The sequence below is a fragment of the Pseudomonas sp. SWRI68 genome, assembly GCF_014269165.1.
In the GTDB taxonomy this organism is placed as follows: domain Bacteria; phylum Pseudomonadota; class Gammaproteobacteria; order Pseudomonadales; family Pseudomonadaceae; genus Aquipseudomonas; species Aquipseudomonas capeferrum.
This window is the reverse complement of record NZ_JABWRU010000003.1, coordinates 383034-404595: the sequence shown is the minus strand read 5'-3', so window position 1 is coordinate 404595 and position 21562 is coordinate 383034. Positions and strand designations below refer to the sequence as shown.

Annotated in this window: 23 protein-coding genes; 17 read left to right on the top strand and 6 right to left on the bottom strand. The window is 64.4% G+C overall.

Annotation, left to right across the window (positions count from 1 at the left end):
- Positions 1-27 precede the first annotated feature (27 nt).
- The 3 genes from HU770_RS08020 to HU770_RS08010 form a co-directional block, all read right to left on the bottom strand.
- Positions 28-786: a collagen-like protein gene (locus tag HU770_RS08020; RefSeq protein ID WP_186656853.1), complete on the bottom strand. Its 759-nt coding sequence runs from the start codon at positions 784-786 to the stop codon at positions 28-30.
- Positions 779-1054 (bottom strand): DUF1145 domain-containing protein, encoded by a 276-nt coding sequence (locus HU770_RS08015; protein ID WP_033702642.1) that lies wholly within the window; start codon positions 1052-1054, stop codon positions 779-781. The genes HU770_RS08020 and HU770_RS08015 overlap by 8 nt, the downstream gene beginning before the upstream one ends.
- Before the next feature lie 157 nt (positions 1055-1211).
- A complete protein-coding gene (locus tag HU770_RS08010) occupies positions 1212-1904 on the bottom strand; it encodes an OmpA family protein (RefSeq protein ID WP_033702643.1) in 693 nt (230 codons plus the stop codon).
- A gap of 160 nt (positions 1905-2064) precedes the next feature.
- Between HU770_RS08010 and HU770_RS08005 the strand changes: the two genes are divergently transcribed.
- From HU770_RS08005 to pdeM, 11 genes are all read left to right on the top strand, one after another.
- Positions 2065-2559, top strand: coding sequence for a DUF6231 family protein (locus HU770_RS08005; protein WP_033702644.1), 495 nt, complete (start codon positions 2065-2067; stop codon positions 2557-2559).
- A gap of 2 nt (positions 2560-2561) precedes the next feature.
- Entirely contained in the window at positions 2562-3038 is a 477-nt protein-coding gene (locus HU770_RS08000) for a YchJ family protein (protein ID WP_186656851.1), read from the top strand.
- A 2-nt stretch (positions 3039-3040) separates the two neighbouring features.
- Positions 3041-3517 carry an LEA type 2 family protein gene (locus tag HU770_RS07995; RefSeq protein ID WP_033702988.1) on the top strand — a complete coding sequence of 159 codons (477 nt, stop codon included), beginning with the start codon at positions 3041-3043 and terminating at the stop codon, positions 3515-3517.
- A 7-nt stretch (positions 3518-3524) separates the two neighbouring features.
- Complete coding sequence (locus HU770_RS07990) at positions 3525-3728, top strand: SEC-C metal-binding domain-containing protein (protein ID WP_033702646.1); 204 nt, start codon at positions 3525-3527, stop codon at positions 3726-3728.
- A gap of 209 nt (positions 3729-3937) precedes the next feature.
- Entirely contained in the window at positions 3938-6379 is a 2442-nt protein-coding gene (locus HU770_RS07985) for a penicillin acylase family protein (RefSeq protein WP_186663453.1), read from the top strand.
- Between the two features lie 104 nt (positions 6380-6483).
- On the top strand, positions 6484-6825 hold the full coding sequence (locus HU770_RS07980) for a hypothetical protein (protein ID WP_186663452.1): 342 nt from the start codon (positions 6484-6486) through the stop codon (positions 6823-6825).
- 100 nt (positions 6826-6925) lie between these two features.
- The gene (locus tag HU770_RS07975; protein WP_156311283.1) at positions 6926-7942 is read left to right on the top strand and encodes a ligase-associated DNA damage response exonuclease; all 1017 of its coding nucleotides are present in this window, start codon (positions 6926-6928) and stop codon (positions 7940-7942) included.
- A complete protein-coding gene (locus HU770_RS07970) occupies positions 7939-9597 on the top strand; it encodes an ATP-dependent DNA ligase (protein WP_186663451.1) in 1659 nt (552 codons plus the stop codon). Before HU770_RS07975 ends, HU770_RS07970 begins: the two co-directional genes overlap by 4 nt.
- Positions 9598-9680: 83 nt before the next feature.
- Positions 9681-10796: a succinylglutamate desuccinylase/aspartoacylase family protein gene (locus tag HU770_RS07965; protein WP_186656840.1), complete on the top strand. Its 1116-nt coding sequence runs from the start codon at positions 9681-9683 to the stop codon at positions 10794-10796.
- A 68-nt stretch (positions 10797-10864) separates the two neighbouring features.
- A complete protein-coding gene (locus HU770_RS07960; RefSeq protein ID WP_186663450.1) occupies positions 10865-13318 on the top strand; it encodes a ligase-associated DNA damage response DEXH box helicase in 2454 nt (817 codons plus the stop codon).
- Entirely contained in the window at positions 13315-13968 is a 654-nt protein-coding gene (pdeM, locus tag HU770_RS07955; RefSeq protein ID WP_186663449.1) for a ligase-associated DNA damage response endonuclease PdeM, read from the top strand. The genes HU770_RS07960 and pdeM overlap by 4 nt, the downstream gene beginning before the upstream one ends.
- Before the next feature lie 10 nt (positions 13969-13978).
- Here pdeM and HU770_RS07950 read toward each other — a convergent pair whose 3' ends face one another.
- A complete protein-coding gene (locus HU770_RS07950; protein ID WP_033702655.1) occupies positions 13979-14203 on the bottom strand; it encodes a hypothetical protein in 225 nt (74 codons plus the stop codon).
- 94 nt (positions 14204-14297) lie between these two features.
- Positions 14298-14864: a dCTP deaminase gene (gene dcd, locus HU770_RS07945; protein WP_012313046.1), complete on the bottom strand. Its 567-nt coding sequence runs from the start codon at positions 14862-14864 to the stop codon at positions 14298-14300.
- Positions 14865-15202: 338 nt separating this feature from the next.
- Here dcd and HU770_RS07940 point away from each other — a divergent pair, with 338 nt between their 5' ends.
- Positions 15203-15412 (top strand): cold-shock protein, encoded by a 210-nt coding sequence (locus HU770_RS07940; protein ID WP_012273869.1) that lies wholly within the window; start codon positions 15203-15205, stop codon positions 15410-15412.
- A 131-nt stretch (positions 15413-15543) separates the two neighbouring features.
- On the opposite strand, the gene apbC is transcribed toward HU770_RS07940, so the two are convergent.
- Entirely contained in the window at positions 15544-16638 is a 1095-nt protein-coding gene (gene apbC, locus HU770_RS07935) for an iron-sulfur cluster carrier protein ApbC (protein ID WP_186663448.1), read from the bottom strand.
- A 158-nt stretch (positions 16639-16796) separates the two neighbouring features.
- Between apbC and metG the strand changes: the two genes are divergently transcribed.
- The 5 genes from metG to HU770_RS07910 all read left to right on the top strand — a co-directional run bounded on the left by metG (position 16797) and on the right by HU770_RS07910 (position 21559).
- Complete coding sequence (metG, locus tag HU770_RS07930; protein WP_186663447.1) at positions 16797-18842, top strand: methionine--tRNA ligase; 2046 nt, start codon at positions 16797-16799, stop codon at positions 18840-18842.
- Positions 18843-18929: 87 nt separating this feature from the next.
- Positions 18930-19478, top strand: a complete 549-nt coding sequence (locus tag HU770_RS07925; RefSeq protein WP_186663446.1) for an Rnf-Nqr domain containing protein — start codon at positions 18930-18932, stop codon at positions 19476-19478.
- Positions 19475-20443 (top strand): RnfABCDGE type electron transport complex subunit D, encoded by a 969-nt coding sequence (locus tag HU770_RS07920; protein WP_238347463.1) that lies wholly within the window; start codon positions 19475-19477, stop codon positions 20441-20443. The genes HU770_RS07925 and HU770_RS07920 overlap by 4 nt, the downstream gene beginning before the upstream one ends.
- Positions 20440-21042, top strand: coding sequence for an RnfABCDGE type electron transport complex subunit G (locus HU770_RS07915; protein WP_186663445.1), 603 nt, complete (start codon positions 20440-20442; stop codon positions 21040-21042). Before HU770_RS07920 ends, HU770_RS07915 begins: the two co-directional genes overlap by 4 nt.
- Positions 21035-21559, top strand: a complete 525-nt coding sequence (locus tag HU770_RS07910; RefSeq protein ID WP_186663444.1) for an Rnf-Nqr domain containing protein — start codon at positions 21035-21037, stop codon at positions 21557-21559. The genes HU770_RS07915 and HU770_RS07910 overlap by 8 nt, the downstream gene beginning before the upstream one ends.
- The last annotated feature ends 3 nt before the right edge of the window (positions 21560-21562 follow it).

Genomic DNA, 21562 nt, shown 5'->3' with positions numbered 1-21562 from the left:
CCCCTTGGGCCACGCCGCCCTTTAACGTCAAAGGCGTTGCAGGATCAACTCACCTGAAGCGCCGGCCAAGCCTGGCTGGCCCGGTTGCCCTGGCCGGCCACTGGCGCCGGCATCGGTGCGATACACCAGGCACCCTTTGCTCGCCCCGCCCTTGCCGGCCTTGCCAGCGGCACCGGCCTGGCCTGGCGCACCGCCATCCAGGCGCGCCACGATGCGCTCCTGGGCAAAACCTTGCGGCAGGCTCAGGCGAATTCGCCCACCCGCCGCGCCATCGTGCCCATTGCCTCCGTCATCGCCATTGGCGCCGCGGCTGGCCTGGCCCCAGGTACAGCCGCCAGGCTGGCCGTTGGCGCCGTCGAGCCCGGCATAACCGGGCGCACCCGCGCCACCTCGTGCGTCGATCGACAACAGCCCGGCATCGACCTCCTCCAGCTTCAGGTCCAGGCTTCGACCGGAACGGGCCGCACGCTGGTAGGTGCCCGACGCACCCGGGGCACTGATCTCGCTACCCTCGCCCATTTGGGCGTTGCGCACCTCGATGCGCAACGGGTGGTCAGAAGGGGCAATGGCGATACGCGCATCACGCCCCAATTGCAGATGATCAATGGTCAACTCGGTCAGCGTGGCAGGCAGCAGCAACGTCGCCGAATCGGCCACGCGCAAATGCTCCAAGTGCACGCTGGCCGACTTGTCGGGCAGGCGCAGCATGGAATTGGACGCCACTTCAAGGGTTTCGGCCTGGGCCAGGGGAGCAGCCAACATGGCCAGCAACATCAGATTACGCATTGCGCGGCGCCTCCTGCGCACGAGGAATGGACATGACATGGAAAATACCCGTCAGCAGGATCTGCAGACGGTCGAACCACCGGTGGCTACGGCCACGCAGGCTGGCGTTGAAGAACAGCACCTCGAGCACATGCAGGCTCAGCAGGACAATGCCTGCCGTATTGATCAGAAGATTGAATGGCAGTGGTTGTGGCAGCAGCAGATTGAACAGCACCACACCCCAGAAGACAACCGTCAGGACCTTGCCCAGGCCCAGGATGAATTTCATGCCCCGCCCCCTGCATTTATTGTTCTGTCTAAACGGCCCGTTCGAGCGGGCCGTGCGGCCAACAGTACCTGCACTGGCTGCCTGTGTCATTGGCCACACCCGGCTTGCCGGTTTGAAAGCGCGCCCGCGCCACTGCCCAAGGCGCGGGCGCGGGCCGTCAGCGCTGGATCTTGATCTCCGTGCGACGGTTCATGGCGCGCCCATCGGCGGTGGCATTGTCTGCCACAGGTTGGGTTTCACCCGCACCGACCACCGAGACGAAGCTGCTGCGGGGTACGCCGCTTTCGACCAGGTAATCGGTCACCGAATGAGCACGGCGCTCGGACAGTTTTTGGTTATAGCTGTCTGACCCGACACTGTCGGTATGGCCACTGACACTCAGCCGCGCACTGGGTGCTTCCTGCTTGAGGCGGGTGGAGATGGTATTGAGGCGCTCTTTATCGGCTGCAGTCAGGCGTGCAGAGTCGAACTCGAAGTGCACGTCACGGATGACGATGACTTCTTCCTTCTGCACCACCACTTCCTCGACCACCGCGACCGGCTCCGGTGGGCAGCCATTGGCATCGACCTGCACGCCGCGCGGGGTGCCTGGGCATTTGTCTCGGCTGTCCGGCACGCCGTCACCATCCTCGTCGCCATCGCCATGGGCCCAGCAATAGCCCGCCGCCAGGCCACCGCCCAGCAACGCGCCCCAGCCAGCCCAGCTGGAACTCTCGATGGCGCCCAAGGCGGCGCCGCCTACACCCCCGACGGCAGCACACTTCGGCCAGTCGGTCTTTTGCAAACCTGCACAACCAGTCAACACACTGGTGAGCAGTACCAGGGGTATCGCTGTGCGTACTATGCTCATTTTCGTCGCATCTCCTAGGGGGAATCGGCATAAGGCCGATCTCTGGCAGTAAAGACCGCACATTCCATCCCTGCCAGCAATAAGCCACGACACAGTCACATGACGCTTTGCCCACGCGCTGCGGCCCGCTAGTCTTGGACGACTTGAACGAGGATTGGCAATGACCGACGGTTTCTCCCAGCGCACCCCCCAGCAGGCCCTGGCAGCCCTGCTCGATCGTTTCACCCCCCAACGCCTGTTGCTGGTAGGCACACGCTTCCCCGCGCTGGACGCCTTTGCCCAGGCTCACCCGCAGGTGGTGATCGCAACGACCGCGCCTGGGCCGCTGCCGGTTGACCTGGCAAACCAGCGCTTCGACTTGGCGGTACTGGTGGACTGCCTGGAACACCTGCCCAAACGCACGGGCCTGGAACTGCTCGGTGGCATTCGCAACCTCAATGCCAGCCGGGTTGCCGTGCTGGCCGACCTCTCGGCTTGCGGCTGGCAAGACACCGATTTCTTCGCCCTGGCCTTGTCGGCCAGCGAAAAATTCCGTCGTGAAGGGCAGGTACTGAGCCTGTTCACCTATGATCTACATGACTACAAGCAAGTCCCGGACTGGCTCAATGCACGGTTCTGGGCCAACCCTGAAAATTTTGGAAAGTACTGGTGGTGATGATGAGTGTCTCGGTCTGCCCTTGTGGCAGTGGCAACCTGCTGGACGCCTGCTGCGGGCACTACCATGCCGGAACCCCGGCCCCCGATGCCCAGACGCTGATGCGCTCGCGCTACAGCGCTTACGTGCTGGGCCTGATCGATTACCTGGTGCACACCACCCTGCCGGCCCAGCAGGCGGCACTGGACCGTGCCGCGATGGCCAGCTGGAGCGCACAGAGCACCTGGCTGGGGCTGGAAGTGGAAAACGCCGAGGTGCTGGGTGGCCAGCCTGAGCACGGCTTTGTCACCTTCACCGCTCGCTGGCACGATCAGGAGGGCGATCACCAACACCGCGAGCGTTCGGCGTTCGTCCAGCATGATGGGCGCTGGTACTTCATCGACCCCACGGTCGGGCTCAAGGCCGGGCGCAACGACCCTTGCCCGTGCGCCAGCGGTCAGAAATTCAAGAAATGCTGCGCAAGCTACGTGGCCAGCTGAACATGATCGCCCAGGCCCGCGTACTCGTGCTTGGCGCCTTGCTGGCCCTGCTGGCCGGCTGCGCCAGCTGGGGCGGCGACGACTGGCGCGAACCCGAGGTACATCTGGTCAAGGTCGAGACGGTCAAGGCCAAGTTGCTGCAGCAGGAATTCGTGCTGCACCTGCGTGTCGACAACCCGAACGACAGCCGGCTGTTCATCCGTAGCCTGGCGTATTCGATACGGCTCAACGACCTGCTGCTGGTGCAGGATGAGACCAGTGTCTGGCGCAGCGTTGGCGGCCATGCTCGGCGCACGTTCAAGATCACCGCGCGGACCAACTTGTGGCAGCACCTCAAACCACTGGCCAAGCTGCTCAAAAGCGAACAACCGCTGCACTACACCCTGCAGGGGGAACTGGCCACGGGGCTACTCATCCATCGGGACCTGCACTTGTCGCGCAGTGGTGAGATAATCCCCGGTGATTTCTTACCGGAGTAACCCTGCAATGACCCAGCAACCCCATGTTCATGGCCCTGACTGCAACCACGATCATGATCACCCGCACGATCACGACCATGGCCATGTGCACGGCCCGCACTGCAACCACGGCCATCAGGAGCCGGTGCGTAACGCCCTGAAGGACGTTGGCCGCAACGATCCTTGCCCCTGCGGCAGCGAGAAGAAATTCAAGAAGTGCCACGGCGCTTGATGCGACCGCTGTGCTGATGATATCGAGCGCCTCGTACATGCCTTGAGCATGAGGGCGCTCGATCTCGACAGCACCTCAACACCCAAGCCAAGCACCTCGAAGCCCCCTACCATTCGTAAATAAACCGCCTCAGCACCTTGCACCGCGCCTGCGCGCTCACTACCTTAGCGCCTTCCAAACCCCCGCCACGCCTTGCAGGAGCCCTTGTCATGGCCGCCCCCGCCTTTCCTCCCTTCCGCCTGCGGTTCACGACCGCTGCCACGCTGCTCGGCACGCTCGGACTCGCCGGTTGCCAGATGGGCGGCTATCAGGGCAGCGTGCCACCGACCACCGGCGTGCAACCCCTCAAGGGCCTGGCGCAAAACGTCTCGGTACGGCGCAATGCCATGGGCGCTCCGCTGATCGAGAGCGGCAACTTCCATGACGCCCTGTTCAGCCTGGGGTATGTACATGCCGGCGATCGCATCGAGCAGATGGTCGCCATGCGCCTGCTCGCCCAGGGCCGCCTTGCCGAACTGGCCGGCAGCGAAGCACTGGACATCGACCGCCTGATGCGGGCCGCCAACCTCAAGCAAAGCGCCGCCCAGCAATACGCCGACGCGTCGCCACGGCTCAAGCGCTTCTTCGAGGTCTACGCCCGCGGGGTCAACGCCTACCTGTTCCGCTACCGCGACAAACTGCCCGCCGGCCTGGCCAACAGCGGCCATCGCCCCGAGTACTGGAAGCCGGAAGACTCGGCGCTGATCTTCAGCCTGTACGCCTTCAGCCAGTCGGTGAACCTGCAAGAGGAACTCAGCGCCCTGACCTTGGCGCAGAAGGTCGGCAGCGACAAGCTGGCCTGGCTGCTGCCCGGCGCTCCGGACGAGCCCTTGGCCGACGCCGAAGTGGACAAGCTCAAGGGCCTGAACCTGGCCCGCCAGCTACCCGGTTTGCCGGCTCTGGCGGCGGCCAGCCAGAAACTCGCCGACCTCGACCTGCTAGGCAGCCCCGGCTCGGCCAACCTGGCCTTGGCAGCCCAGCGCAGCCGCAGCGGCAAGAGCCTGCTGGCCAGCGACAGCCAAGCGGCCTGGGCCTTGAGCCCGGTGCAGATCCACACCAGCAAGTACCAGGTCGCCGGCCTGTCACTGCCAGGCCTGCCGATCGTGCTGGCCGGCTTCAACGGCAAAGTCGCCTGGAGCAGCAGTGCCGTGATGGCCGACAACCAGGACCTGTACCTGGAACAACTGCGCCGCCAAGGCAACCAGCTTAGCTACCTGGCCGACGGCAAGTGGCAGCCGGCCCGGGCGCGCAGCGAAACCTTCTTCGTGCGCGGCCAACGCCCTCTGCGCGAGGTGATGTACGACACACGCCACGGCACCCTGCTCGCCCAGCCGGGTAACGCAAGCCTGGGCCTGGCCCTGGCCCTGCCGCAATTGAAGGGCGACCGTAGCCTCGACGCGCTGTTTGACCTGACGCGTGCCAAAACGGTCGAACGCGCCTTCGACAGCACCCGTGAAGTCGCTGCAGCGGCGCTCAATTTCGTCTTCGCCGAGCCTAATCACATCGGCTGGCAGGTCAGTGGGCGCTACCCCAACCGCCGCGAAGGCCAGGGCCTGCTACCCTCGCCCGGTTGGGACGGGCGCTACGACTGGGACGGTTACGCAGACCCGATGCTGCACCCTTACGACCAGGACCCGCCCGCCGGCTGGATCGGCCACGCCAACCAGCGCAGCCTGCCGCGCGGCTACGGCATGCAGTTGTCCAACACCTGGTACTACCCCGAACGCGCCGAGCGCCTGGCCCAGTTGGCCGCTAACGGCCGCCACGACAGCCGCAGCCTGATGGCCCTGCAGAACGACCAAGTCACCCTGCTGGCCGACAAGCTCAAGCAGATGTTCGACGCCCCGGGCATGGCCCAGCCGCTCAAGCAGGCGATCGACGCACTGTCGCCCGCTGAGCGCGACAAAGCCCGCGACGCCCTGGCCAGGCTCAAGGCGTTCGATGGCCGCCTGAGCCCGGTGTCGGCGGATGCCGCACTGTACGAATTGTTCCTCCAGGCGTTCGCCCGCGAAACCTTCCTCGACGACCTCGGGCCGGTGTCCAGCCCTGCCTGGCAGGCGTTCGTCAGCAATGCCCGTTTGTCCTACTCGGCCCAGGCCGACCACCTGCTGGGCCGCGAGGACAGCCCGTTCTGGGATGACCGCAGCACACCGCAGAAGGAAGACAAGCCGGCAATTCTCGCCCGCAGCCTGGCCGCTGCGGTGGATGCAGGCACTGCGCAACTCGGCGCCGACCGCCGCGCCTGGCAATGGGGCAAACTGCACCAGTACCGCTGGCCAGCACCGGCCTATCACGGCCTGGGGGACACTGTCAGCCGCTCACCGCTGGCTGCCGGTGGCGATTTCAGTACCCTGGCACTGACACCCTACGCCTGGGGCAATGACTTCGACACGCACCTGCCGGCCTCGGCACGCATGGTCGTCGACTTCGGCCAGGCCGAACCCTTGCAGGTACTGACTAGCAGCGGCCAGTCCGGCAACCCGGCCAGCCAGCACTACGGCGATGGGCTGGACGCCTGGTTCAAGGGCCGTTTCATGAGCCTGCCGCTGCAACCGCAGAACTTTGCGCGGGCCTATGGCAACCCGCGGCTGACCCTGGTACCTGGCCGCTAGAGGCCAGTTTCCCTCTGATCAACAGCGCGTCGGGCTCTTAGCATCCTCGGCACCGCACTGGGTAGTTCCTATCGAGTGCGGCCATTTCCAATGAGGATGCCACCATGACTACTGAAACACTGAACATAGAAATTTCCTGGCCAGAAACGCTTGACGTCCCGGCTGGCGCTACCGTGAACGCCCAAATCTGGGTCGGCACCGAGGCAGCCAGCTACCGGTTGATCTGCGATGAAGATGTCGCTGCCCCGGCCACCACTTCGCCAGCCACCATCGCGTTCACCTACAATACCGAAGACCTGCTGCCCGAAGACGCCGAAACTGTGTGGGACCACTTCCACACCTCCCCCTACCTCATGCACGATGGCAAGCGCCTCAACATTGCGCGCGCTGCAAAAATCAGCGTTTCCGAAGCTCAGTTGTCCGGTTGGAAGATAGCGATTTCCTGATGCCCCCAGGCAGCCCTGCTCCAGGGCTGCCCGTTCAATTTCGAACTTCCCGATACCTGCCACGCTCTGACTTAGCAAGCCCTTTGCCAGCCGCCGTGCCATGGACCTCGTAATCGCCCGCCCCGAAGGCCTGTACTGCCCGCCCGGTGATTTCTACATCGACCCCTGGCGGCCGGTGGACCGTGCCATCATCACCCATGGCCACGGTGATCACGCGCGTACCGGTAATCGCCACTACCTCACTGCCGCCTCTGGCGAAGGTATCTTGCGCAGTCGCCTGGGCCAGTCTATCGACCTGCAGACCCTGGCCTACGGCGAGCGCATCCGCCACCACGGGGTTACCCTGAGCCTGCACCCGGCGGGTCACGTACTGGGTTCGGCGCAAGTGCGCCTGGAACACCAGGGCCAAGTCTGGGTCGCTTCGGGCGACTACAAAGTCGAACCCGACGGCACCTGCGCAGCCTTCGAGCCTGTGGCGTGCCACACCTTCATCACCGAGTCGACCTTCGGCCTGCCGATCTATCGCTGGCCCAGCCAGGCCGAGGTCTTTGCCGGCATCAATGCCTGGTGGCGGGCCAACCGCGATCAGGGCAAAGCCAGCGTGCTGTTCTGCTACGCCTTCGGCAAGGCGCAGCGCATCCTTCATGGGCTGGACGCGAGTATCGGGCCAATTCTGGTGCACGGTGCGGTCGAGCCGCTGAACCGGGTGTACCGAGAGGCAGGCGTGTACTTGCCAGAAACCCGCTATGCCGGCGATATCCCACGCAACGACCCGTTGCTGCGCCAGGCCTTGGTCCTGGCCCCACCGTCAGCTGGCGGCAGCAGCTGGATGCGCCGCTTCGGCGACTACAGCGATGCCTTCGCCAGCGGCTGGATGCTGTTGCGCGGTACACGCCGCCGACGTGGCGTCGACCGCGGCTTCGTGCTGTCGGACCATGCTGACTGGCCAGGGCTGCTGTGGGCCATCGGCCAGACCGGTGCACAGCGGGTGATGGTCACCCATGGTTCAGTCAACGTGCTGGTGCGCTATCTCAACGAGCAGGGCCTGGATGCCCGTGCCTTCGCCACCGAATACGGCGATGAAGACGAGTCGACACCCGCCGGTGCCGAGGCATGAAGGCCTTTGCCGCGCTGTACCTGCGCCTGGACGCGACCACCTCCAGCAACGCCAAGCTCGAAGCGTTGCGCGATTACTTTGCCCAGGCCCCTGCCGACGATGCGGCCTGGGCCGTTTACTTCCTCGCCGGTGGCCGCCCCCGGCAACTGGTGCCCACCCGTGTGCTGCGTGAACTGGCCACTGCCCTGGCAGCACTGCCCGACTGGCTGTTCGAAGAAAGTTACCAAGCCGTGGGCGACCTTGCCGAGACCATTTCGTTGCTGCTGCCTCAGAACAGCCAGGGCAGCGACGATGGCTTGGCCTACTGGGTCGAGGCTCACCTGCTGCCCCTTCGCGGGTTGCCGGCCGAAGAGGTCCGCCAGCGCCTGCCACCGCTCTGGGCACAGCTCGACCGGCCCAGCCTGATGCTGTGCCTGAAGCTGATCACCGGCAGCTTTCGCGTTGGTGTGTCCAAGCTGCTGGTCACCCGCGCCCTGGCTCAGCTGGCAGGCCTCGACGCCAAGCGCGTGGCCCAACGCCTGGTCGGCTACACCGACATCGGCCACCGCCCCAGCGCCGCCGATTACCACCGTTTGGTGGCCGCCGAGTCGGCCGATGAGCACAGCCAGCGCGGCGGCCAGCCGTATCCATTCTTCCTGGCGCATGCGTTGCAAGCGCCAACCGAGCATTTCGATGCGCTGCTCGGGCCGCCGAGCGATTGGCAGGTCGAATGGAAGTGGGACGGCATCCGCGCCCAGGTGGTCAAGCGTGACGGCCAGCTGTGGGTCTGGTCACGCGGCGAAGAACTGGTCACCGATCGCTTCCCCGAGCTGCACAGCTTGGCGCAAACCTTGCCGGATGGCGTTGTGCTCGATGGCGAGATTCTGGTCTGGAAGCCTGGCGCCACCCGCGGTGCGCTGGCCGTGCAGCCCTTCGCCCTGCTGCAACAGCGCCTGGGCCGCAAGACCTTGGGCAAGAAGCTGTTGGCCGATGCCCCCGTGGTGCTGCAGGCCTACGACCTGCTGGAATGGCAGGGCGAGGATTGGCGCAACCGCGCGCAGCACGCGCGTCGGCGGCAACTGGAGCGCCTGGTGGCAGAATACCCACTGGCGCCGGTGCTGCTCTCGCCGTTACTCGAAGGGCTGAGCTGGGCCGACCTCGCCGAGCAGCGTGAGCAGTCGCGCAGCCTGGGCGTGGAAGGCCTGATGCTCAAGCAGCGTGAGGCCCTGTATGGCGTAGGCCGCACCAAGGACATGGGCACCTGGTGGAAATGGAAGATCGACCCGTTCAGCGTCGATGCCGTATTGATTTACGCCCAACGCGGCCATGGCCGCCGCGCCAGCCTCTACAGCGACTACACGTTTGCCGTGTGGAACGCGCCCCCGGGCAGCCCTGAGCGGGCTTTGGTTCCCTTCGCCAAGGCCTATTCCGGGCTGAGCGATGAAGAGATGCGCAAGGTCGACGCGATCATCCGCAAGACCACCGTTGACACGTTCGGCCCGGTGCGCAGTGTGACCCCGACGCTGGTCTTCGAACTGGGCTTCGAGGGCATTGCCCTGTCCAGCCGCCACAAAAGCGGCATCGCCGTGCGCTTTCCGCGCATGCTGCGCTGGCGCCTTGACAAACCGGTGGAAGAAGCCGACGACCTGGCCACCCTGCAGGCATTGCTGATCTGAAGAGGCACAGAGTGGCAAACTATGCTTCTATCTTTGTGCCGACCCGTGTCGCAGACCGTTTTCGCCACGTAGCCAGGACCCCCATGCACCATTCGACCCACGACCTGCTTGCCCCCGTACCGGGCATCTCACGCCAACTGCACAGCTTCCACTTTGGCCCACGCGGTGGCGGCAAGGTGTACATCCAGGCCTCGCTGCATGCCGACGAACTGCCCGGCATGCTGGTGGCGTGGCACCTCAAGCGGCGGCTGGCCGAGTTGGAGCAGCAGGGCCGCCTGCAACGGGAAATCATCCTGGTACCGGTGGCTAACCCGGTAGGCCTGGAACAGGTACTGCTGGACGCACCGCTGGGGCGCTTCGAACTGCAAAGCGGCGAGAACTTCAATCGCAATTTCGTCGACCTGTCAGACAGCATCGGTGATCAAATCGAACAGCACCTGACTCAGGACCCGGCCCACAACATTGCCCTGATCCGTGAATACCTGCGCCGCGGGCTGGACGCATACCCCGCCCGCACGCCCCTCCAGGCCCAGCGCCTGATCCTGCAGCGCCTGGCCTGTGACGCCGACCTGATACTGGACCTGCACTGCGACTTCGAGGCCGTCGAGCACCTGTACACCACCCCCGAAGCCTGGCCTCAGATCGAGCCACTGGCCCGTTACCTGGGGGCCCAGGCCAGCTTGCTGGCCACCGACTCCGGCGGGCAATCGTTCGATGAATGTTTCAGCCTGGTCTGGTGGCAGTTGCAGCAACGCTTCGGCAAGCGTTTCCCGATCCCCCTGGGCTGCTGTGCGGTGACCGTCGAGTTGCGTGGGCAGGCGGATGTGAGCCACGAACTGGCCAGCAAGGACTGCCAGGCGATACTCGACTTCCTGACCCATGCCGGTGTCATCGAAGGGGCCCACGCGCCCCTTCCACCGCTGCCCCGCCCGGCCACGCCGTTAGCCGCCGTGGAACCGATATCTGCGCCGCTGGGCGGCTTGCTGGTGTACCACGCCCGCCCAGGCCAGCACCTGCAAGCCGACCAGTTGATCGCCGAAGTCATCGACCCGCTCAACGACCGGGTAACCGCCGTGCGCAACAGCCAACCCGGCCTGCTGTACGCCCGCAGCGTGCGGCGCATGGCGACGGCGGGCATGGTCATCGCCCATGTGGCCGGCGAGCAGGTGTGCCGCAGCGGCTACCTACTGGGTAACTGATCCGGTAAAACCAATCGGCCGGGCAAGCGGTCAGTAGAAGCACAACCTTCGAAGGATCGCCTGCCCCCATGCCCGCCTCCACCGACCTCGCCAATGCCTGGTTCGCCCAGCGCGGCTGGAAGCCGTTCGCCTTCCAGCGGCGTGTCTGGGCAGCCGTCGAGCGCGGTGAATCCGGGCTGTTGCACGCCAGTACCGGCGCCGGTAAAACCTACGCGGTCTGGCTGGCAGCGCTTCGCGCGTTCGCCGCCGGCATCTCTGGCCGCCAGCCGGCCCCCTTGCAGGTGCTTTGGGTCACGCCCATGCGCGCCTTGGCCGCCGATACCGCGCGCGCCTTGCAAGCACCGCTCGATGAACTGGGGCTGAACTGGAGCGTTGCAGTCCGCAGTGGCGATACCCGCAGCGCAGAGCGTGCGCGGCAGGCAAGACGCCTGCCCAGCGTATTGATCACCACACCCGAAAGCCTGACCTTGCTGCTGACCCGGGCGCAGGCCCGCGAGGACTTCGCTGGCCTGCGCCTGGTGGTGGTGGACGAGTGGCATGAGCTGCTCGGCAACAAGCGTGGCGTGCAATTGCAGCTGGCCTTGGCGCGCCTGCGCCACTGGCACCCGCAGTTGCTGACCTGGGGGCTTTCGGCGACCCTCGGCAACCTGCAACACGCGCTTGAAGTGCTGTTGCCTCACGAAGGGTTGCTGGTGCAAGGCCGACAGGACAAACACCTGCAAGTCGACACCCTGCTGCCGCCAGAGATCGAGCGTTTCCCCTGGGCAGGGCACATGGGCCTGAAGATGCTCGACCAGGTCAGCACGCAAATCGACAATAGCGCCAGCAGCCTGGTCTTCACCAATACCCGCGCCCAGGCCGAACTCTGGTACCAGGCATTGCTCGATGCACGCCCAGACTGGGCCGGCCTGATCGCCCTGCACCATGCCTCACTGGCCCGCGATACCCGCGACTGGGTCGAACGCAACCTGAAGCAAGGCACGCTGAAAGCGGTCATCTGCACCTCCAGCCTGGACCTGGGCGTGGACTTCTTGCCTGTGGAGCGGGTGTTGCAGATCGGCTCGGCCAAAGGTATCGCCCGCCTGATGCAGCGTGCCGGGCGCTCCGGGCATGCACCCGGGCGCCCCTCGCGGGTGACCCTGGTGCCCACCCACAGCCTGGAGCTGGTGGAGGCGGCGGCGGCCCGAAAGGCGCTGCTTGCCGGGCAGATCGAGGCCAGAAGTTCGCCACGCCTGTGCATGGATGTGCTGGTGCAACACCTGGTCAGCATGGCCCTGGGCAGCGGCTTTCGGCCCGATCAGTTGCTTGACGAAGTGCGCAGCACCTGGGCCTTTCGCACGTTGCGCGACAGCCAGTGGCAGTGGGCGCTGGACTTCGTCTGCCACGGCGGCAACTCGCTCAGCGCCTACCCGGACTACCAGCGTGTCGAGGCCCAGGCCGACGGCGTCTGGCGGGTTGCCAGCGAGCGCCTGGCACGCCGGCACCGCATGGGCATCGGCACCATCGTCAGCGACGCCAGCCTGCAGCTCAAGTACTGGAGCAAGGGCGGTGGCGGCAAGTCGCTGGGCAGTGTCGAAGAGGCCTTCATCGCCCGCCTGCGTCCGGGTGACAGCCTGGTCTTCGCCGGCCGGGTGCTGGAGTTGGTGCGGGTCGAAAACATGACCGCCTACGTACGTCGCAGCACCTCGCGCAAAGCCGCCGTGGCACGCTGGAATGGCGGGCGCATGCCACTGTCCAGCGAACTGGCCGATGCCCTGGTTGAACAGCTCGATGCCGCCGCCCACCAACATTACGACGGCCCGGAAATGCGAGCCGTACGCCCCCTGCTGGAGCTGCAGGCGCGCTGGTCGGCCCTGCCAACCACCGGCACGCTGCTGGCAGAAACCCTGAAATCACGCCAGGGCTCGCACCTGTTTCTCTATCCGTTCGCCGGGCGCATGGCCAACCTGGGGCTGGCCAACCTGATTGCCTGGCGGGTCAGCCGGGTACAGCCACTGTCTGTGTCCATCGCCGTCAGTGACTATGGCTTTGAACTGCTCAGCCCGAGCGCCGTGGACTGGGCGGCGCACTTGCCCACTGCGCTATCGCCCGAGCAGCTGCTGGAGGACGTATTGGCCAGCCTCAACGCGGGCGAGATGGCGCTGCGGCGCTTTCGCGAGATCGCCCAGATCGCCGGGCTGGTGTTTGGCGGCTACCCGGCAGCGCAAAAGAGCACCCGGCAGATCCAGGCGTCGAGCGGGCTTTTCTACGAGGTGTTTCGCAAGCACGATGCCGACAATCTGCTGCTGGGCCAGGCCCGGGACGAAGTGCTGCGCGAAGAACTGGAGATCGATCGGCTGCAGCGCGAGTTGCTGAAGATGGGCCAACTGCGGCTGGACCTGCGTGAGTTGCGCCGCCCCGGCCCATTGGCCTTCGCCTTGCTGGTGGAAGGCATGCGCGAAACCTTGAGCACTGAAAAGCTGGCTGACCGCATTGCGCGAATGGTGGCAGACCTGGAGAACGCAGCGAGTGGCACGCGATGAATGATTACCTGGCCATCGAACACTGCGAAGAAACGCTTTGGCTGTTGCCGGACAAAGCCCTGTACTGGCCTGCCCGCCGCGTCCTGCTGGTAGCCGATGTGCATATCGGCAAGGCCGCCAGCTATCGCGCCCTTCATCAACCCGTGCCGCGCGGTACTACCGAAGCCACCTTGGCACGCCTGAATACCCTGCTGGCCAACCATGACTGCCAATTACTGGTCGTGCTCGGCGATTTCCTGCATGCCCGCACCGGCCGCGCACCTGCGACGCTGGCCAGGCTGCAGGCGTGGCGCCAACGGCATGCCGAGCTACGGATCGTGCTGGTGCGTGGCAACCATGATCGCCACGCGGGCGACCCGCCGGCTGAACTGGGTATCGACGTGGTGGAAGAGCCGTGGGTGTTGGCACCTTTTGCCTTGCAGCACGAGCCTCTCGCCCACCCCCAGTACCCGGTGCTGGCGGGGCATGTTCACCCTGTGTTCGTCTTGCAGGGGCGAGCCAGGCAGCGACTGCGCCTGCCTTGCTTTCTGATCGATGACAAAGTCAGCCTGCTACCCGCCTTCGGTGAGTTCACCGGTGGCTGGCGCGTCCACCCCGATAGCACCAGCCGAGTGTTTCTGACCGGCGCTGAACGGGTATGGGCGCTATAGCAGCAGCGGCTTAGGCGACCGGCGCGGGAGGCGGCTCATCGGGCAAGGTCGGTTCACCTGGCTCCATGGGCGTTTCACCGGGTTGCGATGGTTGCGGGGTATCGGGACCTGGCTGGTGAGGCACGCCCCCCGCCTGCATCGGCAGCGGATGCGCCAGCAATGACCACGGCAACAACCCGACCTGATTGGGCTGCAAGCCAGCCAGCTTGGCACTGATTGCGGGATGGAGTTTCATTGGCGGCTCCTGACGGGCGCCGATACGCGTCATGCACATCGGCAGTTACCCGTTGGAGTACCAAACACACGGGGAATTCCCCGCGCTCGTCGGCTCAGGTGCGTGGCAAGGTGACGCCGCGCTGGCCCTGGTACTTGCCGCCGCGGTCCTTGTACGACACTTCGCACTCTTCGTCGGATTCGAGGAAGAGCATCTGCGCCACACCTTCGTTGGCATAAATTTTTGCCGGCAGGGTGGTGGTGTTGGAGAACTCAAGGGTCACGTGGCCTTCCCATTCCGGTTCGAGCGGGGTGACGTTGACGATGATGCCGCAGCGCGCGTAAGTGCTTTTGCCCAGGCAGATGGTCAGCACGTTGCGTGGAATGCGGAAGTACTCCACAGTGCGGGCCAGGGCGAAGGAGTTTGGCGGGATGATGCAGACGTCGCTCTTGACGTCGACGAAGCTGCCGGCGTCGAAGTTTTTCGGGTCGACGGTGGCCGAATTGATGTTGGTGAACACCTTGAATTCGTCGGCGCAGCGCACGTCGTAGCCGTAGCTGGAGACGCCGAAGGAGATGACCCGGCTGTCGTGCTCGCCGCGCACCTGGCGCTCGACGAACGGTTCGATCATGCCGTGTTCCTGCGCCATGCGGCGAATCCACTTGTCCGATTTGATGCTCATGGCGGGGTGTCCTGAAGAGTTGCTAGGTGAAAATCGTGAGGCGCATCTTACCGGTCCCGGCGCTCGCTTCAAAGTTCCATCCTGCATTCTGGCTATAATCCCCGCCGGGCGGGGCCTACAGCCGCCGCCGATCTGAATTTCAGTAAAGCGGCTTCTGGCCATTGGCAGGCTGCAGAAAGTGGGGTAAGGTGACGCCACTGTGCTGCACGTGACACCGAGAATCTCTAGTTTGATGCACGATCTGATCGGCCCATCTCTGAATTTTCTGCTCTCTTTGCACTCAGTCCCGGGCAGGGTTTTTCCTGACCGTAATCAACTTTGTCCAAGGAGACAGAAACATGTCCAATCGCCAAAACGGTACCGTTAAGTGGTTCAACGATGAGAAAGGCTACGGCTTCATCACCCCTCAGTCGGGTGACGACCTCTTCGTACACTTCAAAGCCATCCAAGCTGACGGCTTCAAGACCCTGAAAGAAGGCCAGGCTGTTACCTTCGTCGCTACCCGCGGCCAGAAAGGTATGCAGGCTGAAGAAGTTCAGATCGCCTAAGTCGATCTAAGCTTACAAGCTTTCAAAAAACCCGCCTCTGGCGGGTTTTTTTATGCCTCCTGCAATGGCATGCCCTGTAGAAGCGGCCTTGCCGGGCCGCTCCTGCAGAGACCGCTGCAGCGGCGAGGATATCAATCCTCGCTGATGGTAATGCTCGGCATCGCCGGTGCCGCCGCTTCCTGCAAGACGATGCGCGCGCCCACCTGGCGGGCCAACTCCTGATAGACCATGGCGATCTGGCTTTCCGGCTCGGCAATCGCCGTCGGCTTGCCGCTGTCGGCCTGCTCACGGATCAGCATCGACAGCGGCAGCGAGGCCAGCAGGTCGACGCCGTATTGGGCCGCCAGCTTTTCACCGCCACCTTCGCCGAACAGGTGCTCGGCATGGCCACAGTTCGAACAGATGTGCACGGCCATGTTCTCCACCACACCCAGCACCGGGATGTTGACCTTGCGGAACATTTCCACGCCCTTCTTGGCGTCCAGCAGGGCCAGGTCTTGCGGGGTGGTGACGATCACCGAGCCGGCCACCGGTACTTTCTGCGCCAGGGTCAGCTGAATGTCACCGGTGCCCGGCGGCATGTCGATCACCAGGTAGTCGAGGTCATCCCAGGCGGTCTGGGTCACCAGTTGCAGCAGCGCACCGGACACCATCGGGCCACGCCATACCATCGGCGTGTTGTCGTCGGTGAGAAACGCCATGGACATGACTTCCACACCATGCGCCTTGATCGGCACAAACCACTTCTGCTCGCGAATCTGTGGCCGGGTGCCTTCTGCGATGCCAAACATCACGCCCTGGCTTGGGCCATAGATATCCGCGTCGAGAATACCTACCCGGGCGCCTTCACGGGCCAGGGCCAGGGCCAGGTTGGCAGCAGTGGTCGACTTGCCGACGCCACCCTTGCCCGAGGCCACGGCGATGATGTTCTTGACGTTGGCCATGACCGGCACCTGGGCCTGGGCCTTGTGCGCGGCGACCGCGCAGTCGATCGACACCTGGGCACTGGTGACGCCGTCAAGGTTGCCGATTGCTGTCTGCAGTACCTGGGCCCAGCCGTTCTTGAACAACCCTGCGGCATACCCCAGTTGCAACTGCACACTGACCTGACCGCCCTGGATATCGACGGCGCGCACACAACCGGCGCTGACCGGATCCTGGTTCAGATAGGGGTCGGTGTACTGGCGAAGCACGCCTTCGACGGCGGCACGGGTGACGGCACTCATGGAGACTCCCATTGGCAAACTGAATGTAAAACAGGCGCCTATCCTAACCCGTCAATCGTCAGCAGGTGCGACTGTGGGGTGAAATATCTTCGCCAGCCCTTTATAGTGGCCGATCACCCTCATTTTTACCCCGTAGCCAGATAAGTAGCCGAGCCACCATGTCCGAGCCACGTCAGATTCTCGTCACCAGCGCCTTGCCCTATGCCAATGGATCAATCCATCTTGGCCATATGCTCGAGTACATCCAGACAGACATGTGGGTCCGCTTCCAGAAGCTACGCGGCAACCAGTGCATCTACGTCTGCGCCGACGACGCCCACGGCTCGGCCATCATGCTGCGCGCCGAAAAGGAAGGCATCACGCCCGAACAGCTGATCGCCAACGTCCAGGCCGAGCACAGCGGCGACTTCGCCGATTTCCTGGTGGACTTCGACAACTTCCACTCGACCCACAGCGAAGAGAACCGCGAGCTGTCCAGCCTGATCTACACGCGCCTGCGTGAGGCCGGGCACATTGCCACCCGTTCGGTGACCCAGTATTTCGACCCTGAAAAGGGCATGTTCCTGGCCGACCGCTTCATCAAGGGCACCTGCCCCAAGTGCGCGGCCGAAGACCAGTACGGCGACAACTGCGAAAAGTGCGGCGCCACCTACGCCCCCACCGAGCTGAAGAACCCCAAGTCGGCCATCTCCGGTGCCACCCCGGTGCTGCGTGATTCCCAGCACTTCTTCTTCAAGCTGCCCGACTTCCAGGCGATGCTGCAGCAGTGGACCCGCAGCGGCACCTTGCAGGAGGCCGTCGCCAACAAGCTCGCCGAATGGCTGGACTCGGGCCTGCAGGAGTGGGACATCTCCCGCGATGCGCCGTACTTCGGCTTCGAGATCCCGGGCGAGCCGGGCAAATACTTCTACGTCTGGCTGGATGCGCCAATCGGCTACATGGCCAGCTTCAAGAACCTCTGCGCGCGCCGCCCGGAGCTGGACTTCGATGCGTTCTGGAAAGAAGACTCCACTGCCGAGCTGTACCACTTCATCGGCAAGGACATCGTCAACTTCCACGCATTGTTCTGGCCAGCCATGCTCGAAGGCGCGGGTTTCCGCAAGCCAACCGCAGTCAATGTGCACGGCTACCTGACCGTCAACGGCGCCAAGATGTCCAAGTCGCGCGGCACCTTCATCAAGGCGCGCACCTACCTGGACCACCTGCAACCGGAATACCTGCGCTACTACTACGCGGCCAAACTGGGCCGTGGCGTGGATGACCTGGACCTAAACCTGGAAGACTTCGTGCAGAAGGTCAACTCCGACCTGGTCGGCAAGGTGGTCAATATCGCCAGCCGTTGCGCAGGCTTCATTCACAAAGGCAACGAAGGTGTGATGGTGGCCGGCGATGCCGCACCTGAGCTGACCGAGGCCTTCCTGGCCGCCGCACCGTCCATTGCCGAGGCCTACGAGAGCCGCGACTTCGCCCGTGCGATGCGCGAAATCATGGCCCTGGCCGACCGCGCCAACGCCTGGATCGCCGACAAGGCCCCTTGGTCGCTGGCCAAGCAGGAAGGCAAGCAGGACGAGGTGCAAGCGATCTGCGCTCAGGGCGTAAACCTGTTCCGCCAGTTGGTGATCTTCCTCAAACCGGTACTGCCGTTACTGGCTGCCGACGCCGAGGCCTTCCTCAATGTCGCGCCGCTGACCTGGAACGACCACCAGTCGCGCCTGGAAAACCACCGTCTGAACGCCTTCAAGGCACTGATGAGCCGCATCGAACCGGCCAAGGTCGAAGCCATGGTCGCCGCGAGCAAGGAAGACCTGCTGGCTGCTGCCGGCCAGGCCCAGGCCCCGGCCGGCAATGGCGAGCTGACCAAGGAGCCGCTGTCGGCGGAAATCGAGTTCGACACCTTTGCCGCCGTCGACTTGCGCGTGGCCCTGATCGTCAAGGCCGAGGCCGTCGCAGGTGCCGACAAGTTGCTGCAACTGACACTGGACATCGGTGACGAACGCCGCAACGTGTTCTCCGGTATCAAGTCGGCCTACCCCGACCCCTCCAAGCTGGAAGGCCGCCTGACCATGATGGTAGCCAACCTCAAGCCTCGCAAGATGCGCTTTGGCGTGTCCGAAGGCATGGTCATGGCTGCCGGCCCTGGCGGTGAAGAGATCTACCTGCTCAGCCCCGACAGCGGCGCCAAACCAGGCCAGCGCATCAAGTAAGCCCCCTGCCCCGGCCTCAGTGCCGGGGCAGTTCCATCCCCCGCTGAATGCCGGACAATCGCTGTGATTCCCGGCTATCGTCAGTTCATGAGTGACTACATTCTGGTTCTGGTCAGCGCCACGCTGGTCAATCATCTGTGCTTGGCGCAACAGCCGACTTCCCGGCTGCGCTTGCATGTGCTCGGGCTGGCGTGCGCCTTGGCCATCGTGCTGGGGCTGATTGGCGCCCACCTGCTGAGGTGGCTGGTGCTCGACCCTTGGCAACTCCACGAACTGAGCCTGTTCCTGTTGCTGCCCTGGCTGGCGCTTCTGGCCTTCGGCATCCCCTGGGCACTGGCAAGGCTGCGCCCTGCTTGGCCGGTGGCTGACCTGCCCACACTGCTGCTGTGCAACGCCAGCGTGCTGGGCCTGGCGCTGCAAGGGGCAGGTGACGGCAATGCCTGGTCGGCAACACTGACCAAAGGCCTGCTGGCAGGCGCAGGTTTGTGGCTTGCTCTGGTTCTTTTCGCCGACTTGCGCCAGCGCAGCGCCCAGGCCGACATCCCAATCGCCCTGCGCGGCCTGCCCATAGAGCTGCTTGGCGCCGGAGTGATGGCCATGGCGTTTTCCGGCTTCAACGGACTCTTTGCGCAATGAAGCCCGACCCCCGCCTGCGCACGAGCATGGCCCTGGTGCTACTGGCCTGCCTCCCCGGTTTGCTGACACTACTGTGGCAGCAGGGCTGGGGGCTGCTGTGCAACCTGCTGCTATGCGCCAGTGCAGCGCTGCTCTGTGAAGCACTGCTATTGAAGCTGCGTGGCGAGCCCGTCAGCCTGGCACTGACCGACGGCAGTGCACTGGTGACCGCCGTGCTACTGACGGCGGCGTTGCCCACCCTGGCCCCTTGGTGGCTGCCCATGATCGCCGCTGGCACGGCTATCGGCATCGGTAAACAGGCCTTTGGCGGGGCCGGCCGCAACCTGTTCAACCCGGCCATGCTGGGCTATGCCTTCGTGTTGCTGAGCTTTCCCTCACAGATGAACCATTGGCCAGGTCAGCCAGCTGGCTTGTACGAGACCCTGCAGCAGGTATTTGGCGGCGCCGAGCACATCGATGCCTGGGCCCAGCCGACCCTACTCGATGGCCTGCGCCATAACCGCAGCCTGACCGTTGATGAATTGTTCGCCACCCACCCGGGCTTCGGCAATATCGGCGGGCGCGGCGCGGAATGGGCCAACCTGGCGTTTTTGCTGGGTGGGCTGTTTCTCTTGCAGCGCAAGGTGTTCAGCTGGCATGCGCCAGCAGGTTTGCTGGCGGGGTTGTCGCTGTTCAGCCTGCTGGCCTGGAACGGCTCAGGCTCGGACTCCAATGGCTCCCCCTTGCTGCACCTGTTTTCTGGCTCGACCATGCTCGCCGCTTTTTTCATCGCCACCGAGCCTGTCTCCGGCCCCAGGAGCGATTGGGCCAAGCTGGTGTTCGGCTTTGCTGTGGGCCTGTTGATCTACCTGATCCGCACCTGGGGCAGTTACCCCGACGGCACGGCGTTCGCCATTCTGCTGATGAACCTTGCGGTCCCCAGCCTTGAACGGCTTGCCTTGCGCCGCCAGCAGGCTGCCCGGTGAGCCCCCATGTGCGCACGGCAGGGTTGCTGCTGGTGACTGCGGTACTGGCATTGTCGACCACGCTGATCTGGCGCGAGTGGACCCTCCCCGCCGTCAGCCAAGCCGAAAAGCAGCTGCAGAGCCGTCAGAGGCTCGCCGTCCTGCCGGAGGGCAGTTACGACAACCTGCCGTTGGATACCCCACTGCCACGGCCTGCCTCGCATCGCCCGCACAGTCGCATCGTGGCGGCCTACCGGGCTACGCTGGCGGGTAAGCCTGCGGCCATCGTCCTGGTGACCCAGGCCCAAGGCTATGCCGGGCCAGTGGTGCTAAGCATCGCCATCGCCCCTGATGGGCGACTGATCGGTAGCCAGGTGGTCGAACAGCACGAAAGCCCCGGGCTCGGTGGTCGCCTTGCCGACCCGCAAGTGAACTGGCTGAAGCAATTTGCCAATCGCCGCCTGAGTGATCACTGGGCATTGAAGCGTGACCAGGGCGATTTCGACCAACTCGCAGGCGCAACAGTGACCTCGCGGGCAGTTATCGAGGCATTGCAAGATGCCCTGGTCTATTTCGATGAACATCGCCACGATCTCCTTGGGGACCCTGCCAATGAATAAGGGCTACCTGCTGGCCGCCAGCCTTGCCCCCCTTCTAGGGGCCACGCAAACGTTGCCCTTGGCCACGGCCATAGGTGCGTGCGCGGTGATGATGATCGGCCTGCATCAAGTAGTGCTGGTGCCGTTGCGCAACCGCCTGAAGGGCGCCGCACACATGCTCGCAAGCCTGCTGTTATTGGCGGCCCTGGCCAGTTGCCTGCAATTGGCCCTGCGGGCCTGGCTGCTGCCGGTAGCACTGCTGCTGGGCCCGTACCCTGCGCTACTGTGCCTGCCGTGCCTGATAGCAGACTATCTGCTGCCACAAGAAGGGCGTTGGCGCTCACTGTTGTTGAATCTGGCTGGCCTGCTGGCCGCCTGCCTGCTGCTCGGCGCCTGCCGCCAATGGCTAGCCGAAGGGCTGGGCCTGCACCTTGCCAGCCTCGCCCCTGGCGCGCTGCTACTGCTCGGACTGCTGTTGGCCTTGTACAATCACCTGCGTCCGGGCACCGCCCACCCACGTCGTCAAGGAAAGCGCTGATTC

What these genes read in the sequence shown, in the direction of transcription:
- HU770_RS08020 (WP_186656853.1), bottom strand. Translation starts at nt 786, where the DNA reads ATGCGTAATCTGATGTTGCTGGCCATGTTGGCTGCTCCCCTGGCCCAG.
- HU770_RS08015 (WP_033702642.1), bottom strand. Translation starts at nt 1,054, where the DNA reads ATGAAATTCATCCTGGGCCTGGGCAAGGTCCTGACGGTTGTCTTCTGG.
- HU770_RS08010 (WP_033702643.1), bottom strand. Translation starts at nt 1,904, where the DNA reads ATGAGCATAGTACGCACAGCGATACCCCTGGTACTGCTCACCAGTGTG.
- HU770_RS08005 (WP_033702644.1), top strand. Translation starts at nt 2,065, where the DNA reads ATGACCGACGGTTTCTCCCAGCGCACCCCCCAGCAGGCCCTGGCAGCC.
- HU770_RS08000 (WP_186656851.1), top strand. Translation starts at nt 2,562, where the DNA reads ATGAGTGTCTCGGTCTGCCCTTGTGGCAGTGGCAACCTGCTGGACGCC.
- HU770_RS07995 (WP_033702988.1), top strand. Translation starts at nt 3,041, where the DNA reads ATGATCGCCCAGGCCCGCGTACTCGTGCTTGGCGCCTTGCTGGCCCTG.
- HU770_RS07990 (WP_033702646.1), top strand. Translation starts at nt 3,525, where the DNA reads ATGACCCAGCAACCCCATGTTCATGGCCCTGACTGCAACCACGATCAT.
- HU770_RS07985 (WP_186663453.1), top strand. Translation starts at nt 3,938, where the DNA reads ATGGCCGCCCCCGCCTTTCCTCCCTTCCGCCTGCGGTTCACGACCGCT.
- HU770_RS07980 (WP_186663452.1), top strand. Translation starts at nt 6,484, where the DNA reads ATGACTACTGAAACACTGAACATAGAAATTTCCTGGCCAGAAACGCTT.
- HU770_RS07975 (WP_156311283.1), top strand. Translation starts at nt 6,926, where the DNA reads ATGGACCTCGTAATCGCCCGCCCCGAAGGCCTGTACTGCCCGCCCGGT.
- HU770_RS07970 (WP_186663451.1), top strand. Translation starts at nt 7,939, where the DNA reads ATGAAGGCCTTTGCCGCGCTGTACCTGCGCCTGGACGCGACCACCTCC.
- HU770_RS07965 (WP_186656840.1), top strand. Translation starts at nt 9,681, where the DNA reads ATGCACCATTCGACCCACGACCTGCTTGCCCCCGTACCGGGCATCTCA.
- HU770_RS07960 (WP_186663450.1), top strand. Translation starts at nt 10,865, where the DNA reads ATGCCCGCCTCCACCGACCTCGCCAATGCCTGGTTCGCCCAGCGCGGC.
- pdeM (WP_186663449.1), top strand. Translation starts at nt 13,315, where the DNA reads ATGAATGATTACCTGGCCATCGAACACTGCGAAGAAACGCTTTGGCTG.
- HU770_RS07950 (WP_033702655.1), bottom strand. Translation starts at nt 14,203, where the DNA reads ATGAAACTCCATCCCGCAATCAGTGCCAAGCTGGCTGGCTTGCAGCCC.
- dcd (WP_012313046.1), bottom strand. Translation starts at nt 14,864, where the DNA reads ATGAGCATCAAATCGGACAAGTGGATTCGCCGCATGGCGCAGGAACAC.
- HU770_RS07940 (WP_012273869.1), top strand. Translation starts at nt 15,203, where the DNA reads ATGTCCAATCGCCAAAACGGTACCGTTAAGTGGTTCAACGATGAGAAA.
- apbC (WP_186663448.1), bottom strand. Translation starts at nt 16,638, where the DNA reads ATGAGTGCCGTCACCCGTGCCGCCGTCGAAGGCGTGCTTCGCCAGTAC.
- metG (WP_186663447.1), top strand. Translation starts at nt 16,797, where the DNA reads ATGTCCGAGCCACGTCAGATTCTCGTCACCAGCGCCTTGCCCTATGCC.
- HU770_RS07925 (WP_186663446.1), top strand. Translation starts at nt 18,930, where the DNA reads ATGAGTGACTACATTCTGGTTCTGGTCAGCGCCACGCTGGTCAATCAT.
- HU770_RS07920 (WP_238347463.1), top strand. Translation starts at nt 19,475, where the DNA reads ATGAAGCCCGACCCCCGCCTGCGCACGAGCATGGCCCTGGTGCTACTG.
- HU770_RS07910 (WP_186663444.1), top strand. Translation starts at nt 21,035, where the DNA reads ATGAATAAGGGCTACCTGCTGGCCGCCAGCCTTGCCCCCCTTCTAGGG.